At 58.9% G+C, this 16,604-nt stretch carries 17 protein-coding genes and 1 riboswitch; of the genes, 14 read left to right on the top strand and 3 right to left on the bottom strand.

Annotated elements, in window-relative coordinates; all coding sequences use genetic code 11:
* The first annotated feature begins 83 nt into the window (after positions 1-83).
* Positions 84-189, top strand: a riboswitch (TPP riboswitch).
* A 44-nt stretch (positions 190-233) separates the two neighbouring features.
* Genes thiD through radC form a run of 11 tightly spaced genes read left to right on the top strand, consistent with a single transcriptional unit; the run spans position 234 to position 8,385 of the window.
* Positions 234-1,037 carry a bifunctional hydroxymethylpyrimidine kinase/phosphomethylpyrimidine kinase gene (gene thiD, locus AC2FLP_RS15380; RefSeq protein ID WP_299899859.1) on the top strand — a complete coding sequence of 268 codons (804 nt, stop codon included), beginning with the start codon at positions 234-236 and terminating at the stop codon, positions 1,035-1,037.
* Positions 1,034-2,011 carry an FAD-dependent oxidoreductase gene (locus AC2FLP_RS15375; protein ID WP_496684856.1) on the top strand — a complete coding sequence of 326 codons (978 nt, stop codon included), beginning with the start codon at positions 1,034-1,036 and terminating at the stop codon, positions 2,009-2,011. Before thiD ends, AC2FLP_RS15375 begins: the two co-directional genes overlap by 4 nt.
* Positions 1,995-2,189 (top strand): sulfur carrier protein ThiS, encoded by a 195-nt coding sequence (gene thiS / locus AC2FLP_RS15370; RefSeq protein ID WP_117871347.1) that lies wholly within the window; start codon positions 1,995-1,997, stop codon positions 2,187-2,189. The genes AC2FLP_RS15375 and thiS overlap by 17 nt, the downstream gene beginning before the upstream one ends.
* A 2-nt stretch (positions 2,190-2,191) precedes the next feature.
* Positions 2,192-2,956, top strand: coding sequence for a thiazole synthase (locus AC2FLP_RS15365; RefSeq protein WP_117871349.1), 765 nt, complete (start codon positions 2,192-2,194; stop codon positions 2,954-2,956).
* The gene (locus AC2FLP_RS15360) at positions 2,953-3,549 is read left to right on the top strand and encodes a thiamine phosphate synthase (RefSeq protein WP_299899865.1); all 597 of its coding nucleotides are present in this window, start codon (positions 2,953-2,955) and stop codon (positions 3,547-3,549) included. The genes AC2FLP_RS15365 and AC2FLP_RS15360 overlap by 4 nt, the downstream gene beginning before the upstream one ends.
* Positions 3,546-4,511, top strand: coding sequence for a HesA/MoeB/ThiF family protein (locus tag AC2FLP_RS15355; RefSeq protein WP_299899867.1), 966 nt, complete (start codon positions 3,546-3,548; stop codon positions 4,509-4,511). The genes AC2FLP_RS15360 and AC2FLP_RS15355 overlap by 4 nt, the downstream gene beginning before the upstream one ends.
* Positions 4,512-4,531: 20 nt before the next feature.
* Positions 4,532-5,467: an ABC transporter substrate-binding protein gene (locus tag AC2FLP_RS15350; RefSeq protein WP_496684859.1), complete on the top strand. Its 936-nt coding sequence runs from the start codon at positions 4,532-4,534 to the stop codon at positions 5,465-5,467.
* A complete protein-coding gene (tenA, locus tag AC2FLP_RS15345; protein WP_117871358.1) occupies positions 5,464-6,138 on the top strand; it encodes a thiaminase II in 675 nt (224 codons plus the stop codon). Before AC2FLP_RS15350 ends, tenA begins: the two co-directional genes overlap by 4 nt.
* A complete protein-coding gene (locus AC2FLP_RS15340; protein ID WP_299899871.1) occupies positions 6,135-6,863 on the top strand; it encodes an ABC transporter ATP-binding protein in 729 nt (242 codons plus the stop codon). The genes tenA and AC2FLP_RS15340 overlap by 4 nt, the downstream gene beginning before the upstream one ends.
* On the top strand, positions 6,860-7,594 hold the full coding sequence (locus tag AC2FLP_RS15335) for an ABC transporter permease (protein WP_299899873.1): 735 nt from the start codon (positions 6,860-6,862) through the stop codon (positions 7,592-7,594). Before AC2FLP_RS15340 ends, AC2FLP_RS15335 begins: the two co-directional genes overlap by 4 nt.
* 35 nt (positions 7,595-7,629) lie before the next feature.
* Positions 7,630-8,385, top strand: a complete 756-nt coding sequence (gene radC / locus AC2FLP_RS15330) for a RadC family protein (protein ID WP_299899875.1) — start codon at positions 7,630-7,632, stop codon at positions 8,383-8,385.
* A gap of 3 nt (positions 8,386-8,388) precedes the next feature.
* Here the strand turns inward: radC and AC2FLP_RS15325 are convergent, their stop codons facing one another.
* From AC2FLP_RS15325 to secA, 3 genes are all read right to left on the bottom strand, one after another.
* Positions 8,389-9,945 carry a phosphate ABC transporter substrate-binding/OmpA family protein gene (locus AC2FLP_RS15325; protein ID WP_496684861.1) on the bottom strand — a complete coding sequence of 519 codons (1,557 nt, stop codon included), beginning with the start codon at positions 9,943-9,945 and terminating at the stop codon, positions 8,389-8,391.
* A gap of 24 nt (positions 9,946-9,969) precedes the next feature.
* A complete protein-coding gene (locus AC2FLP_RS15320; RefSeq protein ID WP_299899879.1) occupies positions 9,970-10,887 on the bottom strand; it encodes a hypothetical protein in 918 nt (305 codons plus the stop codon).
* Positions 10,888-10,986: 99 nt separating this feature from the next.
* The gene (gene secA, locus AC2FLP_RS15315; RefSeq protein WP_496684862.1) at positions 10,987-13,704 is read right to left on the bottom strand and encodes a preprotein translocase subunit SecA; all 2,718 of its coding nucleotides are present in this window, start codon (positions 13,702-13,704) and stop codon (positions 10,987-10,989) included.
* A gap of 176 nt (positions 13,705-13,880) precedes the next feature.
* Between secA and AC2FLP_RS15310 the strand changes: the two genes are divergently transcribed.
* From AC2FLP_RS15310 to AC2FLP_RS15300, 3 genes are read left to right on the top strand one after another with little or no spacing between them, the layout of a single operon-like run.
* On the top strand, positions 13,881-14,729 hold the full coding sequence (locus AC2FLP_RS15310; RefSeq protein WP_496684863.1) for a peptidylprolyl isomerase: 849 nt from the start codon (positions 13,881-13,883) through the stop codon (positions 14,727-14,729).
* A 6-nt stretch (positions 14,730-14,735) separates the two neighbouring features.
* Complete coding sequence (argJ, locus tag AC2FLP_RS15305) at positions 14,736-15,962, top strand: bifunctional glutamate N-acetyltransferase/amino-acid acetyltransferase ArgJ (RefSeq protein ID WP_496684864.1); 1,227 nt, start codon at positions 14,736-14,738, stop codon at positions 15,960-15,962.
* Positions 15,959-16,357: a (deoxy)nucleoside triphosphate pyrophosphohydrolase gene (locus AC2FLP_RS15300; protein WP_299899886.1), complete on the top strand. Its 399-nt coding sequence runs from the start codon at positions 15,959-15,961 to the stop codon at positions 16,355-16,357. The genes argJ and AC2FLP_RS15300 overlap by 4 nt, the downstream gene beginning before the upstream one ends.
* Positions 16,358-16,604: the final 247 nt, after the last annotated feature.

Raw genomic sequence — 16,604 nt, 5'->3', positions numbered from 1 at the left:
TTTGGCCTTAGCAGAAAGCTGAAAGTGGCAATACGTCTTGGAAATTGAGTCTTGATTCTGATCCTCGACCCTGAGATTGTCCGCCTCAACCGTTGGGGTGCCCTGTAACAGGGCTGAGAGGCGCAATCGCGTTAACCCATCGAACCTGATCCGGGCAATTCCGGCGTAGGGAACGGTCTCTTGAACACAGACGTTTTCCTTACCCCGTTGCCCAAAGAAGATGGAGCAACGACATGGCGGCAATTGCCCTGACCATAGCAGGATCTGATAGCGGCGGTGGCGCGGGCATTCAGGCCGACCTAAAGGCTATGTCAGCGCTGGGTGTTTTTGGGGCGAGTGTCATCACCGCCGTGACCGCGCAGAACACGCAAGCTGTCACCGCGGTGCATGGGATTCCACTGGACGTAATTGCTGCCCAAATTGAGACGGTTCTGAGTGATCTGGACGTCAAGGCCGTCAAAATCGGCATGCTCGCGACACCTGAGATCATTCATACAGTCGCCAGGGGTTTAGCGGGGTTTGAAGGTCCTGTCGTTCTTGATCCGGTTATGATCGCCAAATCCGGCGATGCCCTGCTGGCGAAAGAGGCGGTCCGGACGCTACGCGATGTGTTGTTGCCAATGGCGACGGTTCTCACGCCAAATCTGCCTGAGGCGGCGTGTCTGCTGAACACGCAATCGGCGGAAACCCCGGAAGAGATGGCCGAACAGGGCCAGGCATTGTGCGCCTTGGGTGCGGATGCAGTAGTTATGAAAGGCGGACACGGGTCGGGTGATATCTGCCACGATATGCTGATTGATCCTTCGGGTACCGTGGCCGAGTTTCAGGCCCCGCGTCAGGATACGAAAAACACCCATGGGACAGGGTGTACTTTGTCGTCGTCCATCACTGCCGGTTTGGCTAATGGGTTGGCCCTGAGGGACGCGGTTGCGCAGGCGCATGACTATCTGCAAGGGGCCATCGCGCGCGCGGATGAGTTGAATGTCGGCGCTGGGCACGGCCCGGTGCATCATTTCCACCGGGTTTGGCCCTCGTGACGCTTTGGTCTGTCATAGGAGCAGGGGTTGCCGGTCTTGCCGTTGCCAGCGAACTGGCGTCGCGCGGTGCGAAAGTGCAGATATTCGACCCCGGCGGGCCACCGGGCCCGCACGGCTGTTCGTGGTGGGCCGGGGGAATGCTGGCACCGTGGTGCGAATATGAAAACGCGGAAGAACCGGTGCTGCGCCTGGGGCAGTCTGCGATCGAATGGTGGGCCCAACGCACCAAGGTGACCCAGCGGGGAACGCTTGTTGTCGCGAGCGCCCGTGATGTGCCGGACCTGCACCGCTTCGCGCGTCGAACAAAAGAGTTCACAATGGTCAAACGGGCAAAAATATCCGAATTAGAGCCAGATCTGGCAGGGTTTGGCCAGGGCCTGTTCTTCGCACACGAAGCCCATGTCGATCCGCGCCAGGCGCTGCGCGATCTGCATCGTCAATTGCTAAGCCAGGGCGTGGAGTTCCACCGGAAACTGGCACCTGCCCAGTTGGAAAATTCCATTGACTGCCGTGGTCTTCACGCGCGCGAATACCTGCATGATCTACGCGGCGTGAAGGGCGAGATGTTGGTTATTCGATGCCCTGACGTGGAACTGACACGCCCGGTTCGATTGCTGCACCCGCGGATGCCGCTCTATATCGTTCCGCGCGGCGACGGCGTCTATATGTTGGGTGCGACCATGATCGAATCCGAGGATAGCGGTCGCATCACCGCCCGTTCGATGCTGGAACTGCTCAGCGCAGCCTATGCCGTGAACCCGGCTTTTGGCGAAGCTGAAGTTTTGGAGATAGGCGTCGATCTGCGCCCCGCCTTCCCTGACAACTTGCCGCGTATCCGACGTTTGGGCCGGACGATCTATGCCAACGGGCTCTATCGCCACGGGTATCTGCTGGCACCGGCACTGGCGCGGGGCGTTGCGGATCTGGCGCTGGACAACACACATTCGGAGATGGTCGATGAAGATCGTGCTTAACGGCGAGGCGCGCGAGGTGCACGCCGAAACCCTGTCGGAATTGTTGGAAGAGTGTGGTTTCTCGGGTCGTGTGGCGACCGCCGTGAACGAAGATTTCGTGCCCTCAAGCCTGCGCATCGCTCACAAACTGGCTGAAGGCGACCGGGTTGAAGTTGTCGCTCCGATGCAGGGGGGCTGAAGATGAAGACGTTTTACGGCACTGAACTGCCCAACCCGCTGATGCTGGGCACGGCGCAATATCCAAGCCCGGCCATTCTGGAAAACGCCTTCCGCGAAAGCGGCGCAGGCGTTGCGACGGTTTCCCTTCGGCGCGAAGCGGGCGCGGGCCAGACCTTTTGGAACATGATCCGCGACTTGGGTGTACGCATCCTGCCCAACACCGCCGGTTGCCATACGGTGAAAGAGGCCGTGACGACTGCCCATATGGCCCGCGAAGTGTTTGAGACCCGATGGGTCAAGCTGGAACTCATCGGACACACGGACAGCCTGCAACCAGACGTCTTCCAACTGGTCGAAGCCGCGCGCATTCTGACCGAGGACGGGTTTCAGGTTTTTCCATACACCACCGATGACCTGATCGTGGGGGAACGCCTGCTTGAAGCGGGGTGCGAGGTGCTGATGCCCTGGGGTGCGCCTATCGGGTCCGGGCGTGGTTTGAACAACGAATATGCCCTACGCGCGATGCGGGCCGAGTTTTCTGACATACCCCTGGTCGTGGATGCCGGTATCGGCTTGCCCAGCCACGCGGCCCACGCGATGGAACTAGGCTATGACGCGGTTCTGCTCAACACCGCTGTGGCCCGCGCCGGAGATCCTGTTGTGATGGCCAGAGCGATGGCGCAGGCAACCCTTGCCGGGCAGTTGGCCCATCAGGCAGACCCGATCGAGGCGCGCGATATGGCTGAACCTTCCACTCCCGTTGTTGGAAAGGCATTCCTGTCATGACGCTGGACCGTTTCTATCCAATCTTTGATCACTCGGACTGGCTGCGGCGGATGCTGCCGCTGGGCGTGAAACTGGTGCAGCTGCGCGTCAAGGATCAGCCATACGATGTGGTGCGCGACCAGATTGCAGTCTCCCGCGATCTGTGCCGCGACCATGGGGCGGTTCTGGTTATCAATGACTATTGGCAGCACGCGATCGATCTGGGTTGCGACTGGATTCATCTGGGACAGGAAGATCTGGACGATGCAGACCTGAAAGCCATTCGAAAAGCGGGTCTGAAACTGGGTGTTTCCACCCATGACGATGATGAGCTTGAGCGTGTACTGGCCATGGATCCCGACTACGTGGCCCTGGGTCCAGTCTACCCCACCATTCTGAAAAAGATGAAATGGCATCAGCAGGGCCTGCCCCGCGTAACGGAATGGAAGGTGCGGGTCGGTGGTATTCCTTTGGTTGGTATTGGTGGGATGAGTGTTGAGCGCGCGGCAGGTGTGCTGGAGGCCGGGGCGGACATTGTCTCGGCGGTCACGGACATCACACTGAATGCCGACCCCGAAGCCCGGCTGCGTGCGTGGATCGAGGTCACACGATGAGCCGATATGCCCGCCAGACGCTTCTGCCCGAAGTTGGGGCGCAAGGGCAGGCACGTCTATCAGTGGCCCGTGTTCTGGTCGTCGGTGCGGGCGGCCTTGCTGCACCGGTTCTGCCGCTTTTGGCGGGGGCCGGGGTCGGACAAGTAACGATACTGGATGGTGACACCGTCGATCTGTCGAACCTGCACCGTCAAACGTTTTTCTCCGAGGCCGATTGCGGGCAATCCAAGGCGGAAACCGCCGCTGCCCGTTGTCGCGCGCTGAATGGTGAAACTGATGTCACCGGTTTGAATCAGGTTCTGACTGGCGAGAACGCGCCTGAAATGGTCTCGCGAGCTGATATCATCCTGGATTGCGCTGACAGCTACGCGGCCAGCTACATCCTGTCGGATACTTGTCTGGCGCAAGGCAAGCCTTTGATCAGTGCCTCGGTTCTGGGGCTTTCGGGTTATGTGGGTGGGTTCTGCGGTGGGGGCCCGTCCCTGCGCGCTGTCTTTCCCGATGCGCCGGACAGTGGCGCCAGCTGCGCCACTGCGGGGGTTCTGGGCCCCGTGGTTGGCGTGATCGGGGCGATGCAAGCGCAGATGGCGCTTAACGTGATCCTTGGGCTTGATCCCTCGCCCCTTGGGCAGTTGGTTCAATATGACGCAAGAACCCTGCGTAGCACCGGGTTTCGCTTTGATGATGCACCCGAGCCCGACAGCTGCTTTCGCTTTCTGTCCACAAGCCAGCTGAAGGACACGGATCAAATAATCGAGCTACGCAGTTCGCAGGAAGCGCCCGCACCCGCCCATTCGAACGCGACGCGCATATCACCGGATAACTTACACGAAATAGACCCTAACAAAGGAAAACGGCTGGTGATTTGCTGTGCCACCGGTCTGCGTGCATGGCGCGCCGCCGAACAGATTCAACCAGATTGGCCGGGCGAGATTGTCCTCGTCGCGGCTTCAACCTCGTGAAGAAAAAGGAAACGCGAGACATGAAAAAGCTGATGACAGCCATCGTCCTTCTGGCCGCCGCGCCAGCATGGGCCGAAGACCAGATGACCGTCCTGCTGGACTGGTTCATCAACCCTGACCATGGTCCCATCATCGTGGCGCAGGAAAACGGCTATTTTGCCGAACAGGGGCTTGAGGTCGAGATCGTTCCGCCCGCCGATCCGTCCGCCCCGCCACGCTTGGTGGCTGCCGGTCAGGCTGATCTGGCAGTGTCTTACCAACCGCAATTGCACCTGCAGATTCACGAGGGCTTGCCCTTGAAGCGCGTTGGAACATTGGTCGCAACACCACTGAACTGTCTTCTGGTGCTGGAAGACGGGCCAATCAAGTCGCCGGCCGACCTCAAGGGTAAAAAAATCGGGTTCTCGGTTGCAGGGGTGGAAGAAGCCATCCTTGGTACCGTTCTGGGCAAATATGGTGTTGCTCTGGACGATGTTGAACTGATCAACGTCAACTTTTCCCTCTCGCCGTCGCTGATGACCGGCCAGGTGGATGCGGTCATTGGCGCATATCGCAACTTCGAGCTGAACCAGATGGATATCGAAGGTCGTCCCGGCACCTGCTTCTACATCGAGGAAGAGGGCGTTCCGTCTTATGACGAACTGATCTATGTCGCCAACCCGGATACGATGGACAAGGACAAGATTTCCAGGTTCCTCGCCGCGACAGAAAAAGCGACTCAATATATCGTCAACAATCCGGAGAAAAGCTGGGAGATCTTTGCGGCCACCTCGCCCGAACTTCAGGACGAGCTGAATGCCCGCGCCTGGGTTGATACACTGCCGCGCTTTGCACTGCGTCCGGCAGGTTTTGATGCCGGTCGTTATGCTCGGTTCGAAACCTTCCTGAACGAAAGCGGGATGATCGACAGCGTCCTTCCGGTCAGTGACATCACCATCGACGTGACCGCGCAATGAGCAACTATGGCAAAGCCTTTGCGCTGATGCGTGATGCTGCGGCAGGGCCGTGGCGGGATTATACCCGCCACGCCTTCGTGGAGGGCATGAAAGATGGAACGCTGCCGCGCGAGGCGTTTCTGCACTACCTGCGGCAGGATTATGTGTTCCTTATCCACTTCAGCCGCGCGTGGGCCTTGGCGGTGGTGAAATCGGAAACGCATGAAGAAATGCTTGCCGCATCGCGAACCGCGAACGGTTTGATCAGCGAAGAGATGAAACTGCATATCGGTATCTGCGCGGCAGAAGGCATCTCGCAGGCTGAGCTGTTTGCCACACCGGAGCGTCACGAGAATCTGGCCTATACCCGTTTTGTCCTGGAAGCAGGCTACAGCGGAGACCTTCTGGATCTGCTAGCGGCGCTTGTTCCTTGCGTCATGGGATATGGTGAGATCGGTACGCGTCTGTCCGCTGAAGAAACTTCGGGGACATATCGCGGCTGGATCGACACTTATGCTGGCGAAGACTACCAAGACGCATGTGCGGCGGTCGGCGAGTTGCTGGATCAGGCTCTAACAAGACGCATTGGGGCAGATTTTCAGGATTCGCCACGCTGGGATCGACTGTGCCAGACCTTCCGCAAGGCGACAGAGCTTGAGGTTGACTTCTGGCAGATGGGTTTGACTCCATGACCCCTGCGCCCGATCTGACCATCAGCGGTACCGCCACGATCGACGGCGCGACCCTGTTTGCGCCGCTGTCCCTGACCCTTGGGGCCGGGGCGTGGACGTGCCTGCTGGGCGGTTCGGGCGTGGGAAAAACCACAATTCTGCGGTTGATTGCCGGGCTCGAGACCGGGGCGGTTTTTGCTGGTCGAATCACGGCCAGTGATGGCTTTCCGGTATCTGGGCGTGTCTCATACATGGCTCAGGATGATCTTCTGTTGCCCTGGGCAACCGTCGCGCAGAATGTCTCTCTGGGCGCGCGTTTGCGTGGTGAAACCGTTGATCTTGATCGACGCGACCGCCTTATCGAACGTATGCGGCTGCAGGATCACATGAACAAGAAGCCCAACGCGTTGTCCGGTGGGCAACGCCAGCGTGTCGCTTTGGCCCGGACCTTGATGGAAGATCGCCCCGTTGTTTTGCTGGACGAGCCCTTTTCGGCGCTTGATGCCCGCACCCGCGCTGACATGCAGGAACTGGCCGCCGAAGCTTTGAACGGCCGCACCGTCCTTCTTGTGACACATGATCCGGCGGAAGCTGCGCGTTTGGGGCAATCCATCGTAGTGATGACTGAACACGGATTGACGCCCTGCGATCCGCCGCACGCCCCGGCCCCGCGCAGCGTGGACGACTTGGAGACATTGGAAACCCAAGGTGCCTTGCTGCGTCTTCTCCGTGAGGGCGCGGCATGAAGTATTTTTCTGCATTGGCCGCAACTTTGTTTGCTTTGTTGATCTGGCAGGGCATCGTGACCCTGACCGGATTGCCAAAATTCATCCTGCCTGGGCCTGCAGTGGTGGCCGAGACCTGGTGGCAGAATCGCTGGGTGATAGCGGAACATACCTGGATCACGGCGATCGAAGTGGTTATCGGTATGGCGTGCGGGACGCTGCTGGGTGTCATCACCGCGTTGCAGTTGGCAAACTCTCGGGCGGCGCGGGTGCTGGTACAGCCGATGCTCGTGTTTACGCAGGCTCTGCCGGTTTTCGCATTGGCGCCGTTGCTGACACTGTGGCTGGGCTACGGGCTCTGGTCCAAGGTCGCCATGGCAGTGCTGATCATCTATTTCCCGATCACCTCGTCTTTCTTCGACGGGCTTATGCGCACCCCTTCGGGGTATCTGGATCTGGCCCGAACGATGCAGGCCAGCAAGCGCGCCGTATTGTGGCATATCCGTATTCCGGCCGCTCTGCCGTCGCTGGCGTCGGGGATGCGGCTGGCGGCGGTGTATGCTCCGATTGGGGCAGTGATCGGTGAATGGGTCGGCTCGTCGCAGGGGCTGGGCTATCTGATGCTGCTGGCCAATGGGCGGGCCAAGACCGATCTCATGTTTGCCGCGATGCTGACGCTCGGTGTGTTCTCGATCCTTCTGCACATGATTGTCCGCCGGGCCACGGCACGCATGGCAGGTGAGATGCGTTAACCAATCAGAAACCGATTCTGGGTCAGGGTGAGGTTATGACACAGGACGCCTTTGCCGAAGCCCCGATGCTGTTTGATACGGACGAAGCGCCGGCGCAGCCGCTGCCCTCTGGTCGTTTACCCTCCTACATCAAAGACCACCGCAGGCGACTGCGTGAACGGTTCATGGCGGGTGGGTCGGCCGCAATGCCGGATTATGAGCTGCTGGAGCTGGTCCTGTTCCGGTCCATTCCCCGGCAGGATGTGAAGCCACTGGCACGGGCGTTGATGGATACCTTTGGTGATTTCAATCGTGTCCTGACCGCGCCCGAGGAACGGCTGCGTCAGATCAAGGGCGTTGGGGATACTATAATCACAGACCTGAAGATCCTTGAGGCCTGTGCCCACCGGATGGCCCGCGCCCGAGTGATGCAGCGGCATGTGATCTCGGGCTGGGACGCGCTGCTGGATTACTGTCACACCACGATGGCGCATCGTGAGATCGAACAGTTCCGCGTGTTCTATCTGGATCGCAAGAACGTAATGATCGCGGATGAGGAACAGGCCAAGGGCACTGTGGATCATGTGCCGGTGTACCCGCGCGAGGTCGCGAAAAGGGCGCTCGAGCTGAATGCCTCGGCCCTGATTCTGGTGCACAACCACCCGTCGGGTGATCCGACGCCCTCGCAATCGGATATCGACATGACCAACCGTATTCAGGATGCCTGTTCGGCGTTGGGCCTGACCCTGCACGACCACCTAATCATAGGAAAATCGACCGAGTTGAGCTTTCGCGCGGAAGGGCATCTGTAACGTCTACTGCACCCAGATCTCGACCCGGCGGTTGACCTTGCGCCCCCATTCGGTGTCGTCACAGGCCATCGGCATTGCTTCGCCAAATCCTTCGGCGGATACCTCGATACTGTCTGATATTGATGTCTCAGCTGCGGCCAGAACCGCGTTTCGCACGGTTTGCGCACGCCGCAGGGCAATGCGGGCGTTGGCGGCGGCCCCGCCATCCCCGTCGCTGAAGCCGGCAAACACCAGCTTGCGTGCGTTCAGTGTTCCGGCATCAAGCATATGCGCCAACTGCTGAATGTTGGAGCGTGACTGTGCGTCCGGGCGGGACGACCCCGGCTCGAACCGGACCGATAGGGACAGGCGCGACAGGGGACGCAGTGTTTTGATCATGCGCTGAAGCTCGTCCAGCCCAACCTCTGGCCCTCCGGTGGCGATGGCGTTGGCCAGCCGGCCGCCTTGTACGCCAATCGGCAAGATTTCGGGCGATTGATCCACGTAACCTGCGTCACGAATGGCCATCTGGGCCCCGGGGCTTAGGCTATAGGCCAGAAACTGTCGCGCGATCCGCGGCAGGCGGCGTTCGGGCAGATACAGGAACATCGGCAGATTCAGCGGATAATCCTCGGTCTTGATCGATTGACGGGTTGCCGCCAGCGGATGCCCACAACCTCCGGTTAGCGGCAGGGCTCGGACGTTGTCGGCTGTCGCCTTGCTGGCGATTCCTATGGAAAACGGATCTTTGGCCACAGCCCTGATCAGATCGCGTGCGCGCGCATGGCGGATCGCACTTTCAGACATTTCCACATCGGCCGTTTTCAGGACCTGATCCTCGACGGCCTGCGCCAGCCCCGACCCCGGATCCGGCACATGCAAGGCGATCGGTGCATCCGGCCCGCCAAGGTCCACCCAGTTCTTCACTTCACCAGACAGAACGCGCGCCAAATCGGCCAGCGAAATCTGACGCATCACACTATCGGGTGCCACCACCGGAACCATGGCGTCCAATGCAACAACCCTGGATCGTCGGGCCCGTTTCAGATCACCCAGCCCTGCGGATTCTGCTGCATCCCGTTCCACCTCGCGTACTTCGCGCAGGGCCATCACGATATCTGTCTGATCCTCGATCAGCTTGGCAAACCCGCGATCCGTGGTCCCGACGTCAAAGTAGAACCGCGCCAGCGGGGCCTGACGGCCTGCCTGAAAAAGCTCATAGACGAAGGTGTCCGAATCCACGCGGGCAGGCGTTGCGGTCAGGTCTTCCTGCCGCGCAAACCCGATGATCAGCGCGGGCAAGACCGTTTCGGCCATTACCGATGATCCGGAAAACCGCAACTCGGCTACGAAATCCGTCAGGCTGGGGCACGCAGGTCCGTCGCATGTGACGCCCGAACCATCAACGGTCAACTCACCGAACTGCGTGTCAACGCGGTAGAATTCGCCGTCAAAGCCCAGCAGGTTGCCTGTTACTTCGACCTTGCCGTCATGAGACGTCAGCGTGATGTCCTGCGCCACGGCACAGGTCGCACTTGCAACAAAAAACAGCGCGGTCACCACCGCACGAAAGAAAGTCATAAGAGAGCCGAGCCTGCCTGCGGATTACTTTGCCGCAATTGTCAGGTCTGAGAGCAGATTATTCAACACCAGAAACTCACCGGCCTGTGAACAATCCGGCAGGGTCAGGGACATGTCGCGCGACCGCAGGCGGCGGTCCGAAAGAAGTTCCAGCGCCTGCACATTCAACGTGTGCCCGCAATTGGCTTCGGTCACTTCAGCTTCGACTGTCAGGTCGATGGTGCCGGACCGATCCGTTGTGCCTGCCGGAAAGGAATACACTTGGACATTCTTGGTATCACCCAGACCCGCCTGGCCTAGGCGCAGAACTTCTCCTGCGCCTTTTGCCGATGCATCATCCCATACATGGCCGCTGCTGCCATAGCTTGCCCCAAATTCCAGCGCGTGAATCTGCAACTCAGTATCACCCTGCCATTGTAGGGCGACGCGGTCATATTCGGCAATATCGGTAACGTGAGTGGTGGCGACAGTGCCCACTTCATTTTCAAATGAAATCAGAAAAATCGCATATTCCGAAAGTGCCGGGATTGTCATGTCCAGAGCACCGGATTCGTTGGTTTTCTGGCTGACCGTCAGGCCGCTATGGTGGACTTCAACCCGCTCGTTCTTGTGGCACGGCGCTTTGAGGGACAGGCGCGCCATCGCGCCGGGAACTGCAACAGCGCGTGCACTTATACTGCAATCAGAAGGCCTGGAAGGCGCCGGAACTGCACGGGATACGGGCGTGGCGTTGCCCGGAATCGCGTCAGAGACAGTAGCCGAAGTCTGTACGATACCATCCAGCCCCGACAGAACCGAAGACTGCTCGGATGCCGACGCGACGTCGACCCCTTGCTGCGCACCGGCAGGCTGCGCAGGTGATCCGTTTTGCATCAGGTAGCCAATGCCCAATGCACAAGCGACCGTTCCGCACATGGTTACGTAGTTTCGAACTACAAACAAGACACCCTCCCCAGTTGAAGGAGCAAATCGCACTTTCGCCACGAATCGCGGCCAATTTGTGGCCGCGAGACGAACACATTGTGGATTTGACGGGTGACGTTAGGTCAGGCGGCCATGGCAGTGTTTGAACTTCTTGCCTGACCCGCAGGGACATGGGTCATTGCGGGATGGGTTGCCCCAGGTTGAGGGATCGTTTTCGTCGAAGCCCGGCAGCGCGTCACCGGAAGCCGCAGCTTCGGCTTTTGCTTCGGCCTGATTCGTGGCTTTGTCCACAGCCTGCTGCGCCTGAGCCTGCTGCCCGGCCATCTGTGCCAGCATTTCTTTCTGTTCTTCCTCGGTCAGCGGGCGCACGCGCGACAATTGCTGTGTCACGGTTTCGCGTAGGGAATCCAGCATACTTTCGAACAGTTGGAAGCTTTCGTTCTTGTATTCGTTCAGCGGATCGCGCTGGGCGTACCCGCGGAAGCCGACGACCGAACGCAGGTGTTCCAGTGTCAGCAGGTGTTCGCGCCACTTGCTGTCAATGGTCTGCAGCAGAACCTGCTTCTCGATGTTGCGCATGTTTTCAGGGCCAAAGGCGACGGCCTTCTGGGCCATCATCTCATCGGCGGCCTTGATCAGACGCTCGCGCACTTGCTCGTCATCCACGCCTTCCTCGGCCGCCCAGTCCTGTACCGGGGCGTCGATGGACAGCTTGTCCTTGATCGCCTCGTGCAGACCCTCCGTATCCCACTGATCGGCATAGGATTTCGGCGGCATGTATTCGTCAATCAGGTCGTCGATCACCTGTTCTCGCATATCCGAGACGATCTCGGACAGGTCGTTCGCCGACATGATTTCGCGGCGCTGGCTGAAGATCACCTTCCGCTGATCGTTCATCACGTCGTCAAACTTGAGAACGTTCTTGCGCATATCAAAGTTGCGGCCTTCGACCTTGGATTGTGCGCGTTCCAGCGACTTGTTCACCCAGGGATGGACGATCGCCTCGCCTTCTTTCATGCCTAGCGTGGTCAGGACCTTGTCCAGCCGTTCCGAGCCAAAGATGCGCATCAGGTCATCCTCGAGGCTCAGGTAGAATACCGTGCGACCCGGGTCGCCCTGACGGCCCGAACGACCCCGAAGCTGGTTGTCGATGCGGCGGCTTTCGTGGCGTTCAGACGCAATGACGTAAAGGCCACCAGCAGCCAGCACCTTTTCTTTTTCCTCGGCGTGGCGTGCTTCTTCTGTGGCCCGCAGCTCGGACGGGTCAGCGTCAGGATTTTCGGCAAGCGCTTTCAGCACCTTCATCTCGACATTGCCGCCAAGCTGAATGTCGGTGCCGCGACCGGCCATGTTGGTGGCGATGGTTACCGCACCCAGACGACCGGCATCAGCGACGATCTCAGCCTCTTGTTCATGCTGACGGGCGTTCAGAACGTTGTGCTCGATTCCTTCCTTCGCCAGCATCTGGCTCAGCAGTTCGGATTTTTCGATCGATGTGGTCCCCAGCAGAACAGGCTGGCCCTTTTCCTGTGCCTTTTTTGTCTGGGCGATCATCGCATTGTATTTTTCGGCGGCTGTACGATAGACCTGATCATCTTCGTCGATACGGGCAATCGGCAGGTTGGTCGGAACTTCGACCACGCCCAGACCGTAAATCTCGGCAAATTCTTCGGCTTCGGTCAGCGCGGTGCCGGTCATGCCGCTCAGTTTGTCGTACAGGCGGAAATAGTTCTGGAATGTCACGCTGGCCAATGTGACATTTTCCGGCTGGATCTGAACCTTTTCCTTGGCTTCGATCGCCTGATGCAGACCTTCGGACAGGCGACGGCCCGGCATCATGCGGCCGGTGAATTCATCGATCAGAACAACATTGCCGTCGCGCACAATGTAATCCTTGTCGCGCTGGAACAGCTTGTGTGCTCGCAGCGCCTGATTGACGTGATGCACGACGGTGGTGCTTTCCGGGTCATACAGGGAATGGCCTTCGGGAATCAGGCCTGCCTGAAGCAGTTGGCCCTCGAGAAACTCGTTGCCTTCATCGGTGAAGGTCACATTGCGCGATTTTTCGTCCAGGGTGTAGTGATCTTCGCTCAGCGTCGGGATCAAGGCATCAATGGCGGTGTACAGGTCCGAACGGTCCTGCGCAGGACCCGAGATGATCAGCGGCGTCCGCGCTTCATCGATCAGGATCGAGTCGACCTCGTCCACAATCGCAAAGTTGTGATGCTTCTGGTAAACCTGCTCCAGATCCGCCTTCATGTTGTCGCGCAGATAGTCGAAGCCCAGCTCATTGTTGGTGGCATACGTGATGTCGCAGGAATACGCGGCCAGTTTTTCCGCGTCGGACTGGCCCGACCAGATCACGCCGGTGGTCATGCCCACGGCAGCAAAAACCTTGCCCATCCATTCCGCGTCACGCTTGGCCAGATACTCGTTCACCGTGACGACGTGCACGCCCTTGCCGGTCAGCGCATTCAGATAAGCCGGGAAGGTGGCGACCAGAGTCTTGCCCTCGCCCGTCTTCATTTCCGAGATGTTGCCCTGATGCAGGAAAATGCCGCCCATCAGCTGCACATCAAAGGCCCGCAGTCCAAGCGCGCGTTTGGCGCCCTCGCGCACGTTGGCAAAAGCCTCGGGCAGCAGGTCATCCAGGCTTTCACCATCCAGTGCGCGCTTACGCAGTTCTTCAGTCTTGTCGATCAGGTCCTGATCCGACAGCTTTTCAAACTCTGGTTCCAGTGCGTTGATCTTTTCGACCAGCGGGCGGGTCGCCTTGATCTTGCGGTCGTTCGGTGTTCCGAACACCTTTTTGGCGAGCGTTCCGAGTCCCAGCATGTTCACTCCAGCGGATCTGTTCTTTTCGTGGTTGCGACAGGCTTGCCCACCTTGCGCGCAACCCATAGATACGGGGGGTGAAAGGCGGCCCTGTCCAAGGCTACGAAGCGATGTAAGCGGCAGGTTCCAGAGTGTCAACGCTGCGCCCTGTCGCGGCAAGAAAATAGGATGATTCAATGCCCAAAGGCCTCACTTTTCTGCCATCGCTGGCCCTCGCTGCCGTGATGGCCCTGCCTCTGGCCGCCGAAACCAAGCCGGATGCGTCAACCATAGTTGCTCGGGTAAACGGGGATGAGATCACACTGGGTCACGTGATCGCCACCGTCGCGTCTCTACCGGCGCAATACCAGCAAGCGGAAGATGATGTTCTGTTTGATTTCGTTCTGGAACAGCTGATCCAGCAGCAATTGCTGGGACAGCAACAGGAAGGTTTGAACAAGCAGAACGCGCTGACACTCGACAATGAAAAGCGGTCGCTTCAGGCGGTTCAGACAGTCGCAGCCCTGACCAACGATGTTGTTACGGACGAAGCCATTCAGGCCGCTTATGACGCGCGCTTCAATGAATTTGCGGGTGAAGACGAATTCGACGCCAGCCATGTTCTGGTTGAAACGGAAGAAGAAGCCAAAGCGCTCAAGGCACAGCTTGATGATGGTGCCGATTTTGCGGAACTCGCACGCGAGAACTCGACCGGTCCGTCCGGCCCGAACGGTGGTGCGCTGGGATGGTTCGGAAAAGGCCAGATGGTACCCGAATTCGAGGAAGCAGTGATCGCGCTTGAAAAAGGACAGGTGTCGGAACCGGTGCAAACTCAATTTGGCTGGCATCTGGTCAAGCTGAACGACAAGCGCAAAACCGAGGCACCCGAATTGGACGCGGTGCGCGATGAGTTGGCTCAGTCCATACAACAGGATGCCATTCAGGCGCGGATCGACGAGTTGACGCAGCAGGCACAGATCGAACGCCCCGTACTCGAAGGCGCGGGCCCCGAGATCATGCGCCAACTGGACCTGATTCAGGAGTAAAGACCCGTGGCCACGATCACCAAGGTTTCGCCGCTGGCGCCCGCGTCTTTCCCTGAACTGCCCGCGATCGATGGTGTGCGCTTCGCCACCGTCGAAGCGGGCGTGCGCTATCAGGGCCGTACAGATGTCATGCTGGCGGTTCTTGATCCGGGCACGTCAGTGGCGGGTGTCTTCACCCGCTCGACCACGCGGGCCGCGCCGGTTCTGGATTGTCAGGAGAAAATAGGTGGCCCCAACGATGGACCGGCGGCGATCCTTGTAAACTCGGGCAATGCCAACGCGTTCACTGGCCATTTTGGTCAAACTTCCGTGGCCGAGGTGACGCAGGCCGTTTCAAAAGCAACAGGCGTTACGGTCGAGCGGGTCTTTACCTCGTCCACCGGTGTCATCGGCGAACCGCTGCCACATGACCGTATCGTGGTTCAGCTTGAGGCGTTGAAATCCGGCCTCAGCCGCCATGCTATCGAAGATGCCGCACGGGCGATCATGACAACTGACACGTTCCCGAAAGGGGCGAGCGCACAGGTCGAAATTGACGGCAATACAGTCTCTATTGCAGGAATTGCGAAGGGGTCTGGCATGATCGCACCGGACATGGCGACGATGCTGGTCTATATCTTCACTGACGCACGGGTTGAGCAACCCGCGTTGCAGGAAATGCTGAGCGCACAGACAGACCGCACCTTCAACTGCATCACTGTGGACAGCGACACCTCGACTTCAGACAGCCTGTTGCTGTGTGCGACCGGATCTTCGGGCGTTGATGCCACCGGCAATTCCGCCTTCGCGGAGGCATTGGAAACGGTGATGCTGGACCTTGCGCAACAAGTGGTGCGCGACGGGGAAGGCGCCACCAAATTCGTGGAAATCCGTGTGACCGGCGCCGCTTCGGATTCGGATGCCAAAGTACATGGTCTGGCCATCGCCAACTCTCCGCTGGTCAAAACGGCCATTGCCGGGGAAGACCCGAATTGGGGCCGCATTGTCATGGCCATCGGCAAATCCGGCGCCGCCGCCGACCGCGACCTGCTAAGTATTTCCTTCGGTGATATTCTGGTTGCCGAAAAGGGCTGGGTCAGTCCGAACTACCGCGAGGATGAAGCCGCCGCCTATATGAAAGGTCAGGATCTGGTGATCGCGGTTGATCTGGGACTGGGCGTAGGCAAGTCCACCGTTTGGACTTGTGACCTGACTCACGGCTATGTTGAGATCAACGCGGATTATCGCTCGTGAAAACTGTATTAGTGTCTGCCGTTGCCCTGATCGACATTGAGGGCCGGGTGCTACTGGCCCAACGACCCGAGGGCAAATCTATGGCCGGTCTCTGGGAATTCCCCGGTGGCAAGATCGAACCAGGCGAAACCCCCGAGGTCGCTCTGATCCGCGAATTGCACGAAGAGCTGGGCATCGACACCTGGGCCTCGTGCCTCGCCCCGCTGACTTTTGCCAGCCACAGCTATGACGATTTTCACCTGCTGATGCCGCTGTTTGCTTGTCGCAAGTGGGACGGCATTCCGCAGTCCAAGGAAGGGCAGGCGCTGAAATGGGCGCGTGCAAATGAGTTGCGGAATTACCCTATGCCAGCCGCGGATGTGCCGCTGATCCCGATTTTAAGGGATTGGTTGTAAGGATGAGACAAACAAGCAAACGATACAGTACTTAAGTGGAAGAAGTTTGTATCTTAATGATCGTTAGTCGTAGATCTTGGAGCATATAACTTGTTTGATTCCTAGGTATTACGCTCCTTACGCCATCGGAATCCGTAGTAAAGCGCCTGAATGGGAAAGCCGATAAAGGCACAGGCAATGACTACATGACCCCGACCGCGCGGCCACTGTACAATGCTGTCGTACCAGATTGTGCAGGCGACCATAG

This window comes from Ruegeria sp. CDSA141 (assembly GCF_059612005.1).
This window is presented reverse-complemented; position numbering and strand designations above follow the sequence as displayed.

Bases quoted from the DNA above. Each gene is read 5' to 3' on its own strand.
- thiD (WP_299899859.1), top strand. From the start codon at position 234: ATGGCGGCAATTGCCCTGACCATAGCAGGATCTGATAGCGGCGGTGGC.
- thiS (WP_117871347.1), top strand. From the start codon at position 1,995: ATGAAGATCGTGCTTAACGGCGAGGCGCGCGAGGTGCACGCCGAAACC.
- AC2FLP_RS15365 (WP_117871349.1), top strand. From the start codon at position 2,192: ATGAAGACGTTTTACGGCACTGAACTGCCCAACCCGCTGATGCTGGGC.
- AC2FLP_RS15360 (WP_299899865.1), top strand. From the start codon at position 2,953: ATGACGCTGGACCGTTTCTATCCAATCTTTGATCACTCGGACTGGCTG.
- AC2FLP_RS15355 (WP_299899867.1), top strand. From the start codon at position 3,546: ATGAGCCGATATGCCCGCCAGACGCTTCTGCCCGAAGTTGGGGCGCAA.
- AC2FLP_RS15350 (WP_496684859.1), top strand. From the start codon at position 4,532: ATGAAAAAGCTGATGACAGCCATCGTCCTTCTGGCCGCCGCGCCAGCA.
- tenA (WP_117871358.1), top strand. From the start codon at position 5,464: ATGAGCAACTATGGCAAAGCCTTTGCGCTGATGCGTGATGCTGCGGCA.
- AC2FLP_RS15340 (WP_299899871.1), top strand. From the start codon at position 6,135: ATGACCCCTGCGCCCGATCTGACCATCAGCGGTACCGCCACGATCGAC.
- AC2FLP_RS15335 (WP_299899873.1), top strand. From the start codon at position 6,860: ATGAAGTATTTTTCTGCATTGGCCGCAACTTTGTTTGCTTTGTTGATC.
- radC (WP_299899875.1), top strand. From the start codon at position 7,630: ATGACACAGGACGCCTTTGCCGAAGCCCCGATGCTGTTTGATACGGAC.
- AC2FLP_RS15325 (WP_496684861.1), bottom strand. From the start codon at position 9,945: ATGACTTTCTTTCGTGCGGTGGTGACCGCGCTGTTTTTTGTTGCAAGT.
- secA (WP_496684862.1), bottom strand. From the start codon at position 13,704: ATGCTGGGACTCGGAACGCTCGCCAAAAAGGTGTTCGGAACACCGAAC.
- AC2FLP_RS15310 (WP_496684863.1), top strand. From the start codon at position 13,881: ATGCCCAAAGGCCTCACTTTTCTGCCATCGCTGGCCCTCGCTGCCGTG.